15 protein-coding genes are annotated in these 15,008 nt (G+C 40.0%); 6 read left to right on the top strand and 9 right to left on the bottom strand.

The window, feature by feature from the left end; translation table 11 throughout:
- Positions 1–77 precede the first annotated feature (77 nt).
- Entirely contained in the window at positions 78–653 is a 576-nt protein-coding gene (locus tag JMN32_RS20335) for a hypothetical protein (protein WP_202858211.1), read from the top strand.
- A 59-nt stretch (positions 654–712) separates the two neighbouring features.
- On the opposite strand, the gene fabD is transcribed toward JMN32_RS20335, so the two are convergent.
- Genes fabD through JMN32_RS20320 form a run of 3 tightly spaced genes read right to left on the bottom strand, consistent with a single transcriptional unit; the run spans position 713 to position 4,908 of the window.
- Positions 713–1,585: an ACP S-malonyltransferase gene (fabD, locus tag JMN32_RS20330; RefSeq protein ID WP_202858210.1), complete on the bottom strand. Its 873-nt coding sequence runs from the start codon at positions 1,583–1,585 to the stop codon at positions 713–715.
- A 42-nt stretch (positions 1,586–1,627) separates the two neighbouring features.
- Positions 1,628–2,038, bottom strand: a complete 411-nt coding sequence (locus JMN32_RS20325; RefSeq protein WP_238354556.1) for a thiol-disulfide oxidoreductase DCC family protein — start codon at positions 2,036–2,038, stop codon at positions 1,628–1,630.
- An 8-nt stretch (positions 2,039–2,046) separates the two neighbouring features.
- Positions 2,047–4,908, bottom strand: coding sequence for a T9SS type B sorting domain-containing protein (locus JMN32_RS20320; protein WP_202858208.1), 2,862 nt, complete (start codon positions 4,906–4,908; stop codon positions 2,047–2,049).
- Between the two features lie 149 nt (positions 4,909–5,057).
- On the opposite strand from JMN32_RS20320, the gene JMN32_RS20315 reads away from it, so the two are divergent.
- From JMN32_RS20315 to JMN32_RS20300, 4 genes are read left to right on the top strand one after another with little or no spacing between them, the layout of a single operon-like run.
- On the top strand, positions 5,058–5,297 hold the full coding sequence (locus JMN32_RS20315) for a hypothetical protein (protein ID WP_202858207.1): 240 nt from the start codon (positions 5,058–5,060) through the stop codon (positions 5,295–5,297).
- Between the two features lie 2 nt (positions 5,298–5,299).
- Entirely contained in the window at positions 5,300–5,998 is a 699-nt protein-coding gene (locus JMN32_RS20310) for a hypothetical protein (RefSeq protein WP_202858206.1), read from the top strand.
- Positions 5,999–6,040: 42 nt separating this feature from the next.
- The gene (locus tag JMN32_RS20305; protein WP_202858205.1) at positions 6,041–7,723 is read left to right on the top strand and encodes a 1-acyl-sn-glycerol-3-phosphate acyltransferase; all 1,683 of its coding nucleotides are present in this window, start codon (positions 6,041–6,043) and stop codon (positions 7,721–7,723) included.
- Positions 7,701–8,756: an NAD(P)H-dependent glycerol-3-phosphate dehydrogenase gene (locus JMN32_RS20300; protein WP_202858204.1), complete on the top strand. Its 1,056-nt coding sequence runs from the start codon at positions 7,701–7,703 to the stop codon at positions 8,754–8,756. The genes JMN32_RS20305 and JMN32_RS20300 overlap by 23 nt, the downstream gene beginning before the upstream one ends.
- A gap of 60 nt (positions 8,757–8,816) precedes the next feature.
- Here JMN32_RS20300 and JMN32_RS20295 read toward each other — a convergent pair whose 3' ends face one another.
- The 6 genes from JMN32_RS20295 to rsmA all read right to left on the bottom strand — a co-directional run bounded on the left by JMN32_RS20295 (position 8,817) and on the right by rsmA (position 13,822).
- Positions 8,817–9,209, bottom strand: a complete 393-nt coding sequence (locus JMN32_RS20295; RefSeq protein WP_202858203.1) for an HIT family protein — start codon at positions 9,207–9,209, stop codon at positions 8,817–8,819.
- Positions 9,209–9,682, bottom strand: coding sequence for a transcription elongation factor GreA (gene greA, locus JMN32_RS20290; RefSeq protein WP_202858202.1), 474 nt, complete (start codon positions 9,680–9,682; stop codon positions 9,209–9,211). The genes JMN32_RS20295 and greA overlap by 1 nt, the downstream gene beginning before the upstream one ends.
- A 131-nt stretch (positions 9,683–9,813) precedes the next feature.
- Positions 9,814–10,656 carry a pentapeptide repeat-containing protein gene (locus JMN32_RS20285; RefSeq protein ID WP_202858201.1) on the bottom strand — a complete coding sequence of 281 codons (843 nt, stop codon included), beginning with the start codon at positions 10,654–10,656 and terminating at the stop codon, positions 9,814–9,816.
- Between the two features lie 106 nt (positions 10,657–10,762).
- Positions 10,763–11,701 carry an NAD(P)-dependent oxidoreductase gene (locus JMN32_RS20280; protein WP_202858200.1) on the bottom strand — a complete coding sequence of 313 codons (939 nt, stop codon included), beginning with the start codon at positions 11,699–11,701 and terminating at the stop codon, positions 10,763–10,765.
- On the bottom strand, positions 11,701–13,059 hold the full coding sequence (mgtE, locus tag JMN32_RS20275) for a magnesium transporter (RefSeq protein ID WP_202858199.1): 1,359 nt from the start codon (positions 13,057–13,059) through the stop codon (positions 11,701–11,703). Before mgtE ends, JMN32_RS20280 begins: the two co-directional genes overlap by 1 nt.
- Positions 13,037–13,822, bottom strand: a complete 786-nt coding sequence (gene rsmA / locus JMN32_RS20270) for a 16S rRNA (adenine(1518)-N(6)/adenine(1519)-N(6))-dimethyltransferase RsmA (protein ID WP_202858198.1) — start codon at positions 13,820–13,822, stop codon at positions 13,037–13,039. The genes mgtE and rsmA overlap by 23 nt, the downstream gene beginning before the upstream one ends.
- Before the next feature lie 92 nt (positions 13,823–13,914).
- On the opposite strand from rsmA, the gene pdxA reads away from it, so the two are divergent.
- Positions 13,915–14,943 (top strand): 4-hydroxythreonine-4-phosphate dehydrogenase PdxA, encoded by a 1,029-nt coding sequence (pdxA, locus tag JMN32_RS20265; protein ID WP_202858197.1) that lies wholly within the window; start codon positions 13,915–13,917, stop codon positions 14,941–14,943.
- Positions 14,944–15,008: the final 65 nt, after the last annotated feature.

Here is a 15,008-nt window from a genome sequence, read left to right as displayed (position 1 = left end):
TAAGCTATTAAAAATATTGTAGTTAGTTTTACATAATATTCGTATATTCCTTAGGGAAATCTACTTAATACTTCACCATGAAAAAATATTTACCTTTCTTCTTACTTCTCACCGGTTCGTTACTTTATTCTGCTTGTAGCTCCGATGACGTTGAGGATCTCACAACCATCACCATCGATTCCGATCTCAAGCAAAGCTTTGAGGTCTCAGTAGCTGAGACAGGCCCTACTACAATCAGCACTGAAAAAACTTTTGATGCAACATCAGATGCTCAGATATTGGATTTTGGAAATAAGATCAGCGCTTATCAAATGGATTCTTTAACGCTGGAATTCAAATCATACGTAGGCGCTGCCGACATTAACCTGAACAATGCCTCACTAAGTATAAAAAAAGCTGATGGCAGCAATCTGGGATCATTTACTCTGATACCCTCCTCTAATATACAGGAGATTAACCTCAAAGAGTTTGATGATAACAATGTAGTAATCACAATTACATTTGATGATGCATCAACTCAAGCTATCTCTGATGCATTTCTTGCCGATAATAAAATCAGTATTGCAGTATCAGCATCGGTTGATGGACAGCCCGCAGACTTTACTGTGGAAACCGTATTATATTTAAAAGTATCTGGTTCACTGGCGGGTTGATAAAGGGAAAAAGAAGGCTACTTCAAAAGTTATAGCGAACATTGAAGCAGCCTTTTTATTTAAAGTCCACTAACTGCTACTCCAGAGGCAATTTTCTTCACCAGACCTTGTAACACTTTACCTGGTCCACTCTCAACAAATTTAGTAGCTCCATCCTCTACCATCTGCTGCACTGACTGCGTCCACTTTACAGGTGCAGTAAGCTGTGAAATCAGGTTTTCTTTAATCTCATCCACATCCATAGATGGCTTAGCATTTACATTTTGATAAACAGGACAGATAGGCTTATTAAAAGTGGTACTCCTGATAGCTGCAGCCAATTCTTCTCGGGCAGGCTCCATCAATGGAGAATGAAATGCTCCACCTACAGGTAAAGGTAGCGCTCTTTTAGCACCAGCCTCTTTCATGCGTTCACAAGCTACTTCAATTCCCTTATTGGTTCCGGAAATTACCAACTGTCCAGGACAATTGTAATTTGCAGGCACAACTACTTCATCAATACCTTCACAGATTTCCTCCACCTTGGTATCATCCAGAGCAAGTACCGCCGCCATAGTTGATGGGTTCATCTCGCATGCCTTTTGCATAGCCATTGCTCGTTGCGAAACTAATTTTAAGGCATCTTCAAAAGATAATGTTTTGTTGGCAACCAGTGCTGAGAACTCTCCCAGCGAATGTCCAGCTACCATATCAGGCTTAAAGCTTTCAGTGGTTTCTGCTAATATTACGGAGTGTAGAAATATTGCAGGCTGAGTTACCTTGGTTTGCTTAAGCTCATCAGCTGTACCCTCAAACATTATATCAGTTATTCTAAAACCAAGGATCTCATTTGCTCTTTCAAACAACTCCTTAGCTTTGGCATTATTCTCATAAAGCTCTTTACCCATACCCGGGAACTGTGCCCCTTGGCCGGGGAATACATATGCTGTCATAAAGTTTCTTTTTAAGTCAGGTCGCCAAAAGTAAAGACTTTTTTAATAAGCATCTAAAAATCTTTGTTTCAATTCAGGACTTGTCATCCTGCAATGATCCTGTCTACCAAACCACTTATAGCGGTTTGCAGCCACCAGATCATAGACAGCATCTCGGATAAAACGGGGTAAGATCTTAAATAAATACAACAACTTCCAGCCTCCTGAAAGTTGACGAGCAATATGGAGGGCTGCATTACTTTTGGTCATTAACCTGCCAGACCGGGTAATCACAACAATACTATTTAATGCCTCAGGGTCGTAATGATGACTTCGCAGTATTTCTTTGGACTTCTCTGATTGCAGTGAACCAAAAACAAAGCACCGTGAACGGTCTCTATCCAACACAAAATTTACAGTACCATTACATAGATTGCATACACCATCGAATAAGATAAGATCCTTATCATGCATATCGGATATTAGCGGATTATGTGTACCCATCCTTTTAACTGTTGTGTAGCATGTCTCGGGTCAACAGTATCGTAAGTCACCTTGGCTTCATAGAAATAAACGCCAGCCGAGAGGTCCTGACCATCATCATTTCTACCATCCCAATTAATAAATATAGTTTTTTCAGTACCAGCCTCTCCTTGATAAGTATAAACTTCTGTACCCCATCTATTAAACACTTTAAAATCTACAGATTTAACAAATTTGGCACACAACTCTGGGCCTGACTCTGCCCCATAGGCTCTAAAAAGGTCATTAAAATTATCTTCATTGCCAGGCGTAATAACATTTGGGAGTACATAGTTATAACAATTATCTATACAGAACACCTCACTAAACTCACTTTCATTGCCTGACCTGTCTATTGCCTTCACCTTATAACAACCCTTAAAAGAATTGTCCAGCGGGATAGGACTCGACTCATTATGAATATAGAAAGTATCTCTTACCGAAACGAGAAGTTGAAACCCACCCTCTGTAGTGCTGGCATAGTAAAGCTCGTACGTGCTCACATCGTTTTGACAGTCATCATCAAAGACGGTATTCCAGCCAATCACATTACGGTAAATAGCGTTAGTAAGATCGCAACCTTGATTTTCAACAAACTCTTCACAACTTGGCCCTGTAATGCTCACCGTTGGTGCACATGGAGGTATAGTATCACTTGGCTGAGCGCATACCATCTGAGAGAAATTAAGTAGTGGCGAAGCAATGGCTGGGTTACCATAAGTACCTTTGGTCATCACTTTATAGCAATACACCTGATCATCTCTAAGCGGAGTATTGTTGAACTGTCCCGAATCCACATAAACAAAACCATTGAGATTGACATCTACTTCATCTATGAGTTGAAGCTCAGCATCCGTATCTCCCAACTCACCTCTGTATATCAAATGTTTGCTGTCCGGAGGGAGTGGAATAACATTAGACCATGGCACTTCCGCACTCCACCTCAATTCTATCCTCTGAAACTGTGGCACTGGTTCCAACCTCACTGAAGAAGCTACCGCCGACACAATAGGGTCATTATCTCCCACTACAGCATTTGGAGCTTCCAGTTCTATTCTATAATTATAAACCTTATCAGTAGTATTTAATCCGGTATCTCTAAACTCCTGTTTATCAAGAGTAGCTACATTTATCTGCCTGCTATGTACCTCCACCATATTGACATCTCCGGTAAAGCCCTCTGAACGATATACCTTATAAATATACGGACGAGGATACACCACGTTATCAATTTCGTAAGGTTCCCTCCAAGCCACAACAATTTCCCCATTGGTCTCATCTGTTTTCTCCACCGACACATTGGTAATTATAGGATCTTCTGCCGGCACAAACTCAAAGCAGAGTTCATCAGAGACTATACTTTCACCACCGGCAGGCTGAGCAAAGGTTGCTACAAGTCTATAGCAGTACTTGGCTGCCGCTGCCAGATTAAGGTCTTTGTATGACGTGGCGTTGGCATCAACCTCCTGAATCAATTTATACCCGGCATTTTCCCTGATCCCTGTTTCGCAGTCATCAGGTATGTAAGGGTTGCTATCCACCCTGCGCCATATTTGTATCTGATTCGCGTTAGAGCATATGTACGGTTCCCAATTAAGCAATATTCCCTGCCCATCTTGTTGAACTGAAGTAAAATCAGGCTTAGGTCCAACCACAGTAATATTCCAGGTAGCAAAGCTGACCAACTTAGGCCCATCAGAAGGATTATCGGTAATTTTAAATACAACCTGGTATGGCTGATCCCTTATATCCACGCACTCCGTATCCCAAGTGAATCTCAATTCGGCCGGAGGACTTGATGACTGGAAAGCACCATCATCAGGGTCTACGATAGCACCAAGGTCAAATACCTGAGAAAATGCTTCAATTTTAACATTATCATTATTCGGGTCAGTCCCATAGATAATTTCGTCTATGGTCTCTCCGGCTTCTACGCATATATCTTCCGGAATTTGCAATTCAGGTCTTTCATTGTCGCAGTCTTCAACTATGATCTGCATATCTCTGGTTACAAAGCCCAGTTTAAACCAGTCTCCATTAATTTTTCTGTACTCCTTAACTATGAAAGCTACGTTATACTCCCCTACTGCTCCGGGAGCATTCCACTTGAGTTCTCCGGTAATGGGATTAATATCAAAGGTCGGTGGACCATTTAAGGTCTCATTAGCCTGATTATAGTTTTCATAAAATTCGGGCACGTTGGGATCAACGTAACCATCTACAACAGTTCCTACTTCTTTTTTAGGGACAACCAACTCAAATGCTATACTATCACCGTCAGGATCATAAGCCCCAGGATTGTGGAAAAAAGCCACACCAGGACACGCTCTGTCAATAGGAGGAATAAGTAATACGGGGGAATTGTTACAACCTAAAAATGGATCGATATTAATTTCGGTTTCAACGTAAAATGTGGTGTTTACTGAATTGTCAATATTCAATACACCTTCGTTACGGTTGGGCTCCACATAGCCTATAACGTATTTGCCGGGAGAAGAATAGGTATGGTCAATCGTAAATGAGGCCGTGGCAACTTGTGGCCCTAAATCCGAACGATCATTATTGTCAATTTGCGGCAATTGAATGGGGTCTGTACCATCTCCAAAATCCAGAAATCCATCTCCAAACTTAACCTCGGAGCCGGTATCAGTAAATACAATAATGGTAATGCGAAATGTAAGACTTTGGCAGTTAACTCGCTCTACTATAATCTCTCCTGCTCTCAAGTGCGTTGCCATAACTTCTTGAAAGAAAGAAACTATAAACAGCATAGCCAACGACAATAGTACCTTAGCACCCCGGATAAGACTGTTATATATCAATTCTATAGAGATAAAATGTTACTACTCGAAAACAATGAACACTAAATTTAATCAATTAGTTTTGCACTAACTATTAAGTGTAAGCAAAAATCGTACATTGTTGATTTTTGAAAGATTAACGCAGTAGTCGAAATTAAAGATTCATAAAAATGAGAGTAATTGGAGAAATTCCTCACACATCTTGTAAAATTACAATATTTCATTGGAATGGTAAGTATATTGTAAAAATTGAACAAGGTTTACTGGAACAATCGTTTAAAATTGATGAAACAGAAATTATCGACCCTGAAGATATAAAGAAAGTGTTGAGTGAAGATTTTATGCAATCAGCCTTGAAAAGGTTTCACGATATGCATATTGATTTAACAAACTCGCTGGAATCAATATAATTATGTTTGTGGAAGGAGAAGCGGTACTGGCATTTTGCTACATAGGTAAAGATGGGGATAACAAAAACATTTGTTATCTAACAAAGAAAAACCTGCTGATCAAACACAAAAATCGCCTTGAGTCATTTAACCATGAGATGATAAAGGGAATCAGTTTCGAGCACAAAATACTGCTACTCCCACTAGTGGTCGGTGGTATAATAACTCCCCTAAGCATACATGGGCTACTTAACACTTTTATCAACCCATGGGTTCTTCTCATATCCATGGTTATGGGGTTACTGTTTATGTATTATGGCTGGGAGGGCTCCTCGACCATCACAATCAAAACTAAAGTAAAAGATTACGACTTCTTCATCAGGCAGACTTCGGTCAACCTAAAGGCTTTTGCTGAATACGTACAACATTATATTTCAGATGATATAAACGCGAGGAGGTTTTACTTTATAACTAATAAACCAGAGTGGTCGAATGCGAAGGAAAGCCAAGTTTTCAAAATATCGAAACCTGTAGCTTTACACAACTGGAAAGAGGTGCGTCAAATGAAGCTATCCGCAGAAAAGGTAATCCTTGCGGTAGACCCAACAGAAAATGACATACAGATATCTTTCAAGCAATCTTCAGACAAAAAAATACTACACCCCCAGCTCACAAATAGCCTTCCCGCTACAGATATACACGAAGTAACGGGCTGGAATTAGTTCTTTCTAATTATATTTGAAATTCTCTAAACAAGAATCGTAATGCCTAAAGGCAATTCAAAAGATAAATCATACAAACCCATTCTTCCTGGCACCAACGCCTGGCCTGTTGTTCAATTAAGCAAAAACAGGAAACAATTTATTGCTAAGGTAATAGAAGAGGCCCTGAATAAAATAAAGGATGCAACCCCGGGCAGACAATCACTTCGTGAAGAGCTTGAGTCTACATTATATCAGGAAAAACTTCGTATTAAACAAAACCCATGGAGAGTAGACCCTCAAGACGATTATAGATTCTGGGAGCAAGTCAAAAATGACCTTGTGGAATTGGCTACTGAGCATGAAGCCAGAAAACAAGAAGAGGAAATTCTGCATAGGATAGTTTCTCGTTATGCCAATGAAATAGCCGGAAACTTTAAAAAGACCAGATATCAGTTTACCAGGGAAATGGTCAAATTCGGATTCGCCAGATTACTAAATGCCACCCGGGTAAAGAGATTTGGTGCTTTTTTTAGGAATGAATATACGTTAAAGGATAAGATTCAGGTTACGGGAAAAGCCAAGCAATTACGCAAGCTGGCAAAAAGGGGGACAGTAGTAATGGTTCCAACACACTTTAGTAACCTGGACTCCATATTGATTGGGTGGATCATACATGTGCTGGGAATGCCAGCTTTTATTTATGGTGCCGGGCTTAACCTGTTTAATATAAAGATCTTTGCATACTTTATGAATAGCCTCGGGGCTTACAAAGTAGACCGAAGAAAGAAAAACTCCATATACCTTGAAACACTTAAAATGTACTCCAACCTGGCTATTCAGGAAGGTGCACATAGTTTATTTTTTCCCGGAGGTACAAGGTCGAGATCAGGAGAGATAGAAAACTCCCTTAAATTGGGTTTATTGGGCACTGCAATGGAGGCTCAGCGATCCATCTATATGAAGCACCCCAATGGAGAAGGAAAAAAGATTTTTATAGTTCCTGTAACGATCAATTACAACTTCGTATTAGAGGCTCCATCCTTAATTCATGAACACCTGGAGCGGCAAGGCGCTGAGAAATATTACGTGGAAAGCGACGAATACTCCACTTCTTATAATATGATCAAATTTTTGATCAAGTTCTTCACGAAAGGGTCTGACATATCTGTGTCCATAGGTTGCGGTATGGACCTATTGGGTAATTATGTAGATGATGAAGGGAACAGTATTGACCAACATGGCCGTTTCATCAATACCCGAGATTACTTCACGTCAAATGGAGAGATCACGGCCGACAAGCAGCGGGAAGAGGAATACACAAGACGCCTTAGTCAGATCATAGTTAAAGAGTATCACAAAATCAATAGGGTTTTCGCTAGTCACCTTGTAGCATTTATAGCCTTCAATCTCTGGAGAAAGCAATATAACAAACTTGATCTATACGACTTCCTGAGACTTCCTGAAGAGGAAATGGTAATCAATTATGATGTTTTTAGAAGTCATTTCAAGAAAGTCAGAAAGCAGATATTTAAACTAAAAAAGGAAAACAAGGTAAATGTAGCTGCTCACCTGAAAGGGAATATCGATGACGTTATTAAGCTCGGTATTGACAATGTGGGGATGTACCATAGCAAACGCCCTCTACTCACTGACAAGGCAGGAAACATAATAACGAAAGACCTTAATACCTTGTATTACTATCACAATCGCATGAATGGTTATGACCTCAAAAAGCACATCTAAAAAACCGGTAGGCGTAATAGGTGCAGGAAGTTTTGGCTCTGCTATAGCCAATATTCTTGCTGAAAAAAGCGAGGTTTTACTCTATGCCCGCGATAGCAACACAGTAAAAAAAATTGCCGAGAATAAAGAAAACCGGGGGCATAAGCTTCATACCAATGTAACGCCTACAGGTGACCTGAGTTATTTGGCCAACGCCTGCGATATCATATTTCCAATTGTCCCTTCTTCGGCCTTTAGGAGTATGATGCAACAGCTATCTCCATACCTCCACCCCTATCATATCCTGATCCATGGTACCAAAGGGCTGGACATATCTCTACCTCCCGGAGAAACGATAGACTCAACACCATCTCTGACCCGGGAAAATATCAGAACTATGAGTGAAGTGATCATGGATGAAAGTGTAGTAATCCGTGTAGGCTGTCTGGCTGGTCCTAACCTCGCTAAAGAGATGGCCGCAAACCACCCTGCGGCTACTGTAGTCGCCAGCCGATATAAAGAAGTGATCAGGGAAGGGGAGAAATTGCTTCGCAATGATCGTTTTCAGGTTTATGGCAACAATGACCTTATCGGGATCGAACTGGCAGGAGTTCTCAAGAATATCATAGCCATAGCATCTGGTGCTCTAAGCGGACTTGGTCTTGGAGAAAACGCCAAGGGACTCCTCATTAGCCGTGGTATGGTGGAAATGATACACCTTGGCAAGGCTATGGGTGGTGAGGTTGAAGCCTTTGTAGGACTTGCTGGCATTGGAGACCTGGTAACCACGTGTAACAGTACGCTGAGCCGTAACTTTACCGTCGGACACAGACTCGCCAAAGGAGAAACTCTGGAAGAAATACTGGCCGATATGGAAGAAGTAGCTGAAGGGGTTAATACCGTTCGAATAGCTAAGAAGTTCATCGATACAGCTAAACTCCGCGCCCCAATTACAGAAGCACTCCACGAAGTATTGTTTGATGGACTTACAGTTGATAAAGCATTACAGATGTTGATGCGCTACCCCTACAACGTCGATATTGACTTTTTATAAGTAAAAAAATAAGGGATGCAAAATGCATCCCTTTATATAATCATCTGATTGTATATTCTCTTAAAAATTACTTCTAATCTTCTCAGCTACCCCTTTTAGTTCATCTTGAGAAGGCTGTAGTTTTGGTCTTGTGAAATTAATATCATCCATTGTATTCAACGGCACCAGATGTACATGTGTATGAGGTACTTCAATGCCAATTACAGCCACTCCAATGCGCTGACAAGGGATGGTCTTTTCTATTGCTTTGGCCACTCCTTTTGCAAAGACATGCAACCCGCCAAGAGTTTCATCGTCAAGATCATACATATAGTCAACCTCTTTTTTCGGAACCACAAGCGTGTGACCTTCCACCAAAGGGTTTACATCCAGAAAAGCTATGTAATTATCGTCTTCTGCCAGGATATGACCTGGAATTTCCCTGTTAATTATTTTAGTAAAAATACTTGCCATTAGATACCTATTTCAATGATTTCAAATTCTATTTCACCTCCTGGGGTTTGAATTTTCGCAGAATCGCCAGCCTTTTTACCTAGGAGGCCTTTGCCTATAGGAGATTGAACGGATATTTTACTCGCTTTCAGGTCTGCTTCCTCTTCTGATACCAAAGAATAAGTAAATACAGCTCCGTTCTTGGTATTTTTAATCTTTACCTTTGACAGAATGGAGACTTTTGAAGTGTCTATAGAAGTCTCGTCGATAACGCGGGCATTACCTACAACCTCTTCGAGTTGTGCTATTTTAGCTTCCAGATGGCCTTGAGCGTCTTTTGCAGCATCGTACTCAGCATTTTCACTTAAATCTCCTTTATCCCTGGCTTCAGCAATCTGCTTAGCTATATCTGCTCTCCCTTTGGTTTTCAGATCGTTCAATTCAGCCTTCAGCTTATCTAATCCTTCCTTAGTATAATATGCCACCTTTCCCATATTCTTTAATTTTATTAGCTCTATAAAAAACAAATAACGGTCTCAGGCATGAAACCGTTTATAATTATTTTTCCTTTAAATCCCCCGCAAAGGTAATTGTTTCTAACTCATGTTCAAAACAATCAACCTAACTACTTACCGACGAGTTCGGGTATATTCGTCTTTATTTGGTTGAGAATTTCATCATCAAACTGGGCTAAATACAACGTCTTAGCTTTGGTCAATTGCTCAAAAGTCAACCCTTTAGCACCGCGCAAATCCGCCTTGTACAAACTTGCATTTTCAAAATTAGCACCAGTAAGATAGCAATTTGTTAGATTAGCTTCCATCAAAAAAGCATTTTTAAAATTGGACTTGATCAAAAAAGCATTTTCAAGCTGTGCTTTGATCAAGTAAGCATCCTTGAAGTTTGCTCCACTGGCATAGGCCCCCTTCAACATGGCCTGGTTCAGATTCGAATTCTCCAGGTTTGTTTGGTTCAGCCGGGTATTCTCCAGGTTTGTTTCTATCAGGAAAGCGTTCGATATATCTGCAGAATTCAGATTTGAACCTGCAAGGTTTACATAATTCAGGTTAGTACGTGCCAAATGACAGTTCACAAGATTGATTTCATGTATCCCATGTCTATTCAAGCGTTTAATATTACCTACCGTTCTAAATGCAGCCTCTTCAGACTCCCACAAGCGAAAGTCATCAATCTCATCTTTATAGGTACGTATTCTTTGCCGTACTTCTCCGTTTTTGTTTAACCAGAAAATAAGCATACCGATTACAGCAATATCGAATATCATACCATGAGCTTCAGCCAATACTTGCCCGAAAAATGCATTAAAATCAGCCAGATAATATGGCATACTTAAACCCAACACTATAATGGATAGCACCACAAGCACTATCGCAGAGGTTAGTATGGGTTTTTCAATAATAGAGTTTACGTACTCCTTAATTTTTTTTGTTTGAGTTTTTAGCAGCATTGGCCAGACAACGAAAAAATGAACTCCTTTTAACTATATTAATAAAAACGCAGCTAAAATTAAAGGTTACACCACAATAAAATTTGGATACAATATGTAATAAATTTCATTGGATTCCGTTTATTTCCTTCTTTATTTTATCTACAAGCACATTATTGATCTTTTCATATGATTCATAAGACCACCCTCCAATATGTGGCGTAAGTATGGTTTTTCTCGAATTTACTAAATAATCAAACACTTTTTGTTCATCAGTTGTCAGATTATTGATCTTTTCATTCTCCAGCACATCTAGTCCGGCTCCTATTACTTTACCTGATTCAATGGCTTTACACAGGCCTGACAGAGAAACTATCTCCCCTCTAGAGGTATTCAGAAAGAAAATTTTCTTTCTGAATTTGTTGATATAATCAAAATCAACAAGCCCCTTAGTCTCTGTCGTCAACGGAATGTGTAAGCTAAAAACATCCGCACGTTCATAGATTTCCTCCATTGAAGTTTGTCGCATGTAACTATTGGTACAATTATCTTTGTACTTATCAAAAACAAGCACTTCGCAGTCAAACCCTCTTAATTTTTCAGCAAACGCAGTACCCATATATCCACACCCTACTAAACCTACCGTTTTACCACTCAGCTCATACCCTCTATTGCCTTCACGATCCCAAATTCCTTGTCTAACTTCCATGTCAGATTTCACTATATTATTAAGTAGGCCTAAAAGCAACCCAATACAATGTTCACCCAAGGCGTTTCGATTCCCTTCAGGAGCATTAAGTATCTTAATACCACGTCTATCTAACACCTCCTCATCGAGGTTATCAATACCAGCACCTGCCCGCCCTACAAATTTCAGTTGTTTTGCCTGTTCAACAAGCGCTTCGTCGACACGCGTTTTACTTCTGATAATTAACCCTTCATAATCATGGATAATATTCACGATCTCATCACGCGAAATAGTAGGCCGATAATCAGGCTCCAGACCTGCCATAATCAGCAGCTCCTCAATATTATCATACATATAATCAACAATCAGACACTTCATTATAACATAAGATGTACAGTGTAAAAATAAATAGCAAGCCCCAACAAGTCATTGGTAGTGGTAATAAAAGGCCCTGAAGCCAAAGCAGGGTTAAAACCAAATCTATTTAATACCAGTGGTGTAATAGTCCCCATAAATGAAGCAATAAGTACAACTCCAAAAAGAGCTATCGACACCACCATAGCAAGGTTTTGAGTTCCGCCGGAAATCAGGTTCCCGCCATAAACGAGTGTAGCAAGTACTGCTCCATTTAAGGCCGCAACAATAAAAACTTTCACGAGTCTTTTTGCCAGGCTATCACTGAATGCCGATGGGTTAGCCAAACTTTGCACTACAATTGATGAAGACTGAATGCCTACATTTCCTCCGGTAGCCTGTATCAAAGGTATGAAAAAAGCAATAGCTGTTATCCTTAGCAGTTCATCTTCAAACACACCTATAAGCATTGCGCTTATGAAACCACCTACTACTCCAATAATAAGCCAAGGCAACCTGGCCTTGGTCAGCATCCAAATACTATCATCTTCCTCCACGTCACCGGATATACCCGACATGATTTGCCTCTCTTCTTCTGCCTGATCTGTAATCACATCCACCACATCGTCTATGGTTATGCGCCCTAGCAATTTCCCTTGCATGTTGACAACCGGCACTGCTTCAAGGTCATATTTCATCATCACCTGAGCCACTTCTTCTTCAGACATATAGGTCTCTACTGAAATAAGCTCAGGCTCATAGATATCCGCTATTTGAGTTTTGTCCCCAGCCAGAATAATTCTCTTCAAAGATACCCTTCCTATAAGTCTGTCATTATCGTCGACGACATATACAGAATAGAGTTTCTGAACATTTTCAGCCTGCCTTCGAATTTCTTCTATACATTGAACCACTGACCAATTGACATTGGCTTTGATCAGCTCTTTGGCCATCAACCCGCCAGCCACATCTTCCTCGTACCTTAGTAGATCAAGTATATTTGCTTCCTTCTCTTCATTATCCAACTTGGCAATAATCTCCTCACGTTCTTTGATTGGCAACTCATTGAGTATATCAACTGCATCATCAGAGTCAAGATGATTGACAATCTCCGTGATTTCATCCGGCTGAAAAACCTTCAAAAACCTCTCTCTTATATCTTCATCAAGATCGTTTATAATCTCTGCCCGAGTTTCAGAAGGCAGTAAGTCTATGACATACTTTGAGTCTTCCGCATCAAATTCATGCAAAAGTGCAGAAATATCAGCAGGATTAACCCCTTCCAGGCTTTCCTTAATAAAGTCTTCATCCCTTTCATCAACTGCATGCTGAAAGCGTTCTCTAAATTCATTAGATAGCTCAAACTTTAATATTTCCTCCACTGGCTATATCATTTGTAAGTTTTACAAATTCATTTACTGAGAGCGTCTCGGCGCGCCGATTTAATATTTCCTGTGCCTTGACCTCTTCAGGTAAATTTAGTGGCTTTAGAGCGTTGCGTAATGTTTTTCTACGGTTTTGAAAGCCCTGCTTTACCACCTTTTTAAAAAGCACCTCGTCACACCCTAGCTTCACTTGGTTATTGCGCCTGAGCTTGATCACTCCTGACTGTACTTTCGGAGGTGGATCAAATACGGATGCATCAACCGTAAAAAGATATTCCATATCATAATAGGCCTGAAGCAATACACTTAATATACCATAGTCTTTATTACCAGGGGGTGAGACCAGTCTCCGGGCCACCTCCTCTTGTAACATACATACCACTTCGATCACCTTATCTCTCTCCTCCAATATCCTAAAGAATATTTGCGAAGAAATGTTATATGGAAAATTACCAATTACCGCATACTCATCGCCCAGAACAGCCCTGAGGTTCATTTTCAGGAAATCTCCTTCAACAATCCTATCATTTAAATCCAAAAAATGCTTTTTCAGATATTTTACAGACTCCGTATCAATATCAATAAGCACCAGATTATCAGCATACTTTCCTATTAAAAAGCGCGTAAGCACACCTGTTCCAGGACCAATCTCTAATATCCTACGCCCCTCATTGTCAGCGCTCAACGCATCAACTATGTCCTTTGCAATATTCTGATCCTTTAAAAAATGTTGACCAAGATGCTTCTTTGGTTTAACCATGCTTTTTTCAATGATTAGAAAATACTTTAACTTGCATTCAGAAAAGTAAAAACCCCGGCAAATATCCGGGTGGGTAAAGTTATTAAAATATAATGAGCAGTAATTCAAAACGCGAAGATAAACCTGTAATTGGCATTACAATAGGAGATATAAACGGCATAGGACCAGAGGTAACTATTAAAGCCTTACGAGATAGCAGGGTTCTTAATTTCATAACTCCGGTCATCTACGGTTCTTCCAAAACCCTCTCATATTATAGAAAAGCTTTACGCATGGACGATTTTAACTATAGTCATGTAAAAGAGCCCGGTCAGTTTCATTTAAAAAAAGTAAATGTAGTTAACTGCTGGGATGAAATGGTAGAAATAAATACCGGTGCAGTAACCCCTGAAGCAGGAAAGGCGTCTTTCCAGGCTTTATTGAAAGCCACCAAAGACCTAAAGGCCGGCCTAATAGATGCAATCGTAACGGCACCTATCAATAAAAATAATATTCAAAATGACGACTTTAAATTTGCAGGTCACACTGAATATTTCACTCAAAATTTTGATGCAAAGGACAGCCTCATGTTCATGACGTCAGATGACCTTAAAATTGGTGTGGCCACAGGACATATTCCAGTCAAGCATATTAGTGAAGTGCTTACTAAAGAGCTGATCTCTCGTAAGATTGGAATTATGGAAGAGTCTCTGAGGGTTGACTTTGGTATAAAAAAACCAAAAATCGCCGTTTTAGGTCTTAACCCTCATGCAGGAGAGGGGGGGTTACTCGGAAAAGAAGATATTGAAGTGATTAACCCCGCAATAAAGGAGTTTAAACAGAAGGGCAAACTAGTTTTTGGCCCCTTCCCTGCAGATGGCTTCTTTGGCAAAGGAGATTATAAGAAGTTTGATGGCATTTTGGCTATGTACCATGACCAAGGACTTATTCCCTTTAAAACACTGGCATTTGAAAACGGAGTAAATTATACCGCAGGGCTTTCTATTATAAGAACCTCACCTGACCATGGCACCGCTTATGACATTGCAGGTAAAAATGAAGCTCAGGAAACTTCTATGCGCCAGGCAATATATCTTGCCAGAGATATATACAAAAACAGAAAAGAACAATTAACAGAATAATATCTCAGTTTATTGCTTCTGAATGGCTATTTAACGGTATCAACTTTATAACTATCTGAGGCCTA

Source organism: Fulvivirga marina (assembly GCF_016775155.1).
GTDB classification, from domain to species: Bacteria; Bacteroidota; Bacteroidia; order Cytophagales; family Cyclobacteriaceae; genus Fulvivirga; species Fulvivirga marina.
This window is presented reverse-complemented; position numbering and strand designations above follow the sequence as displayed.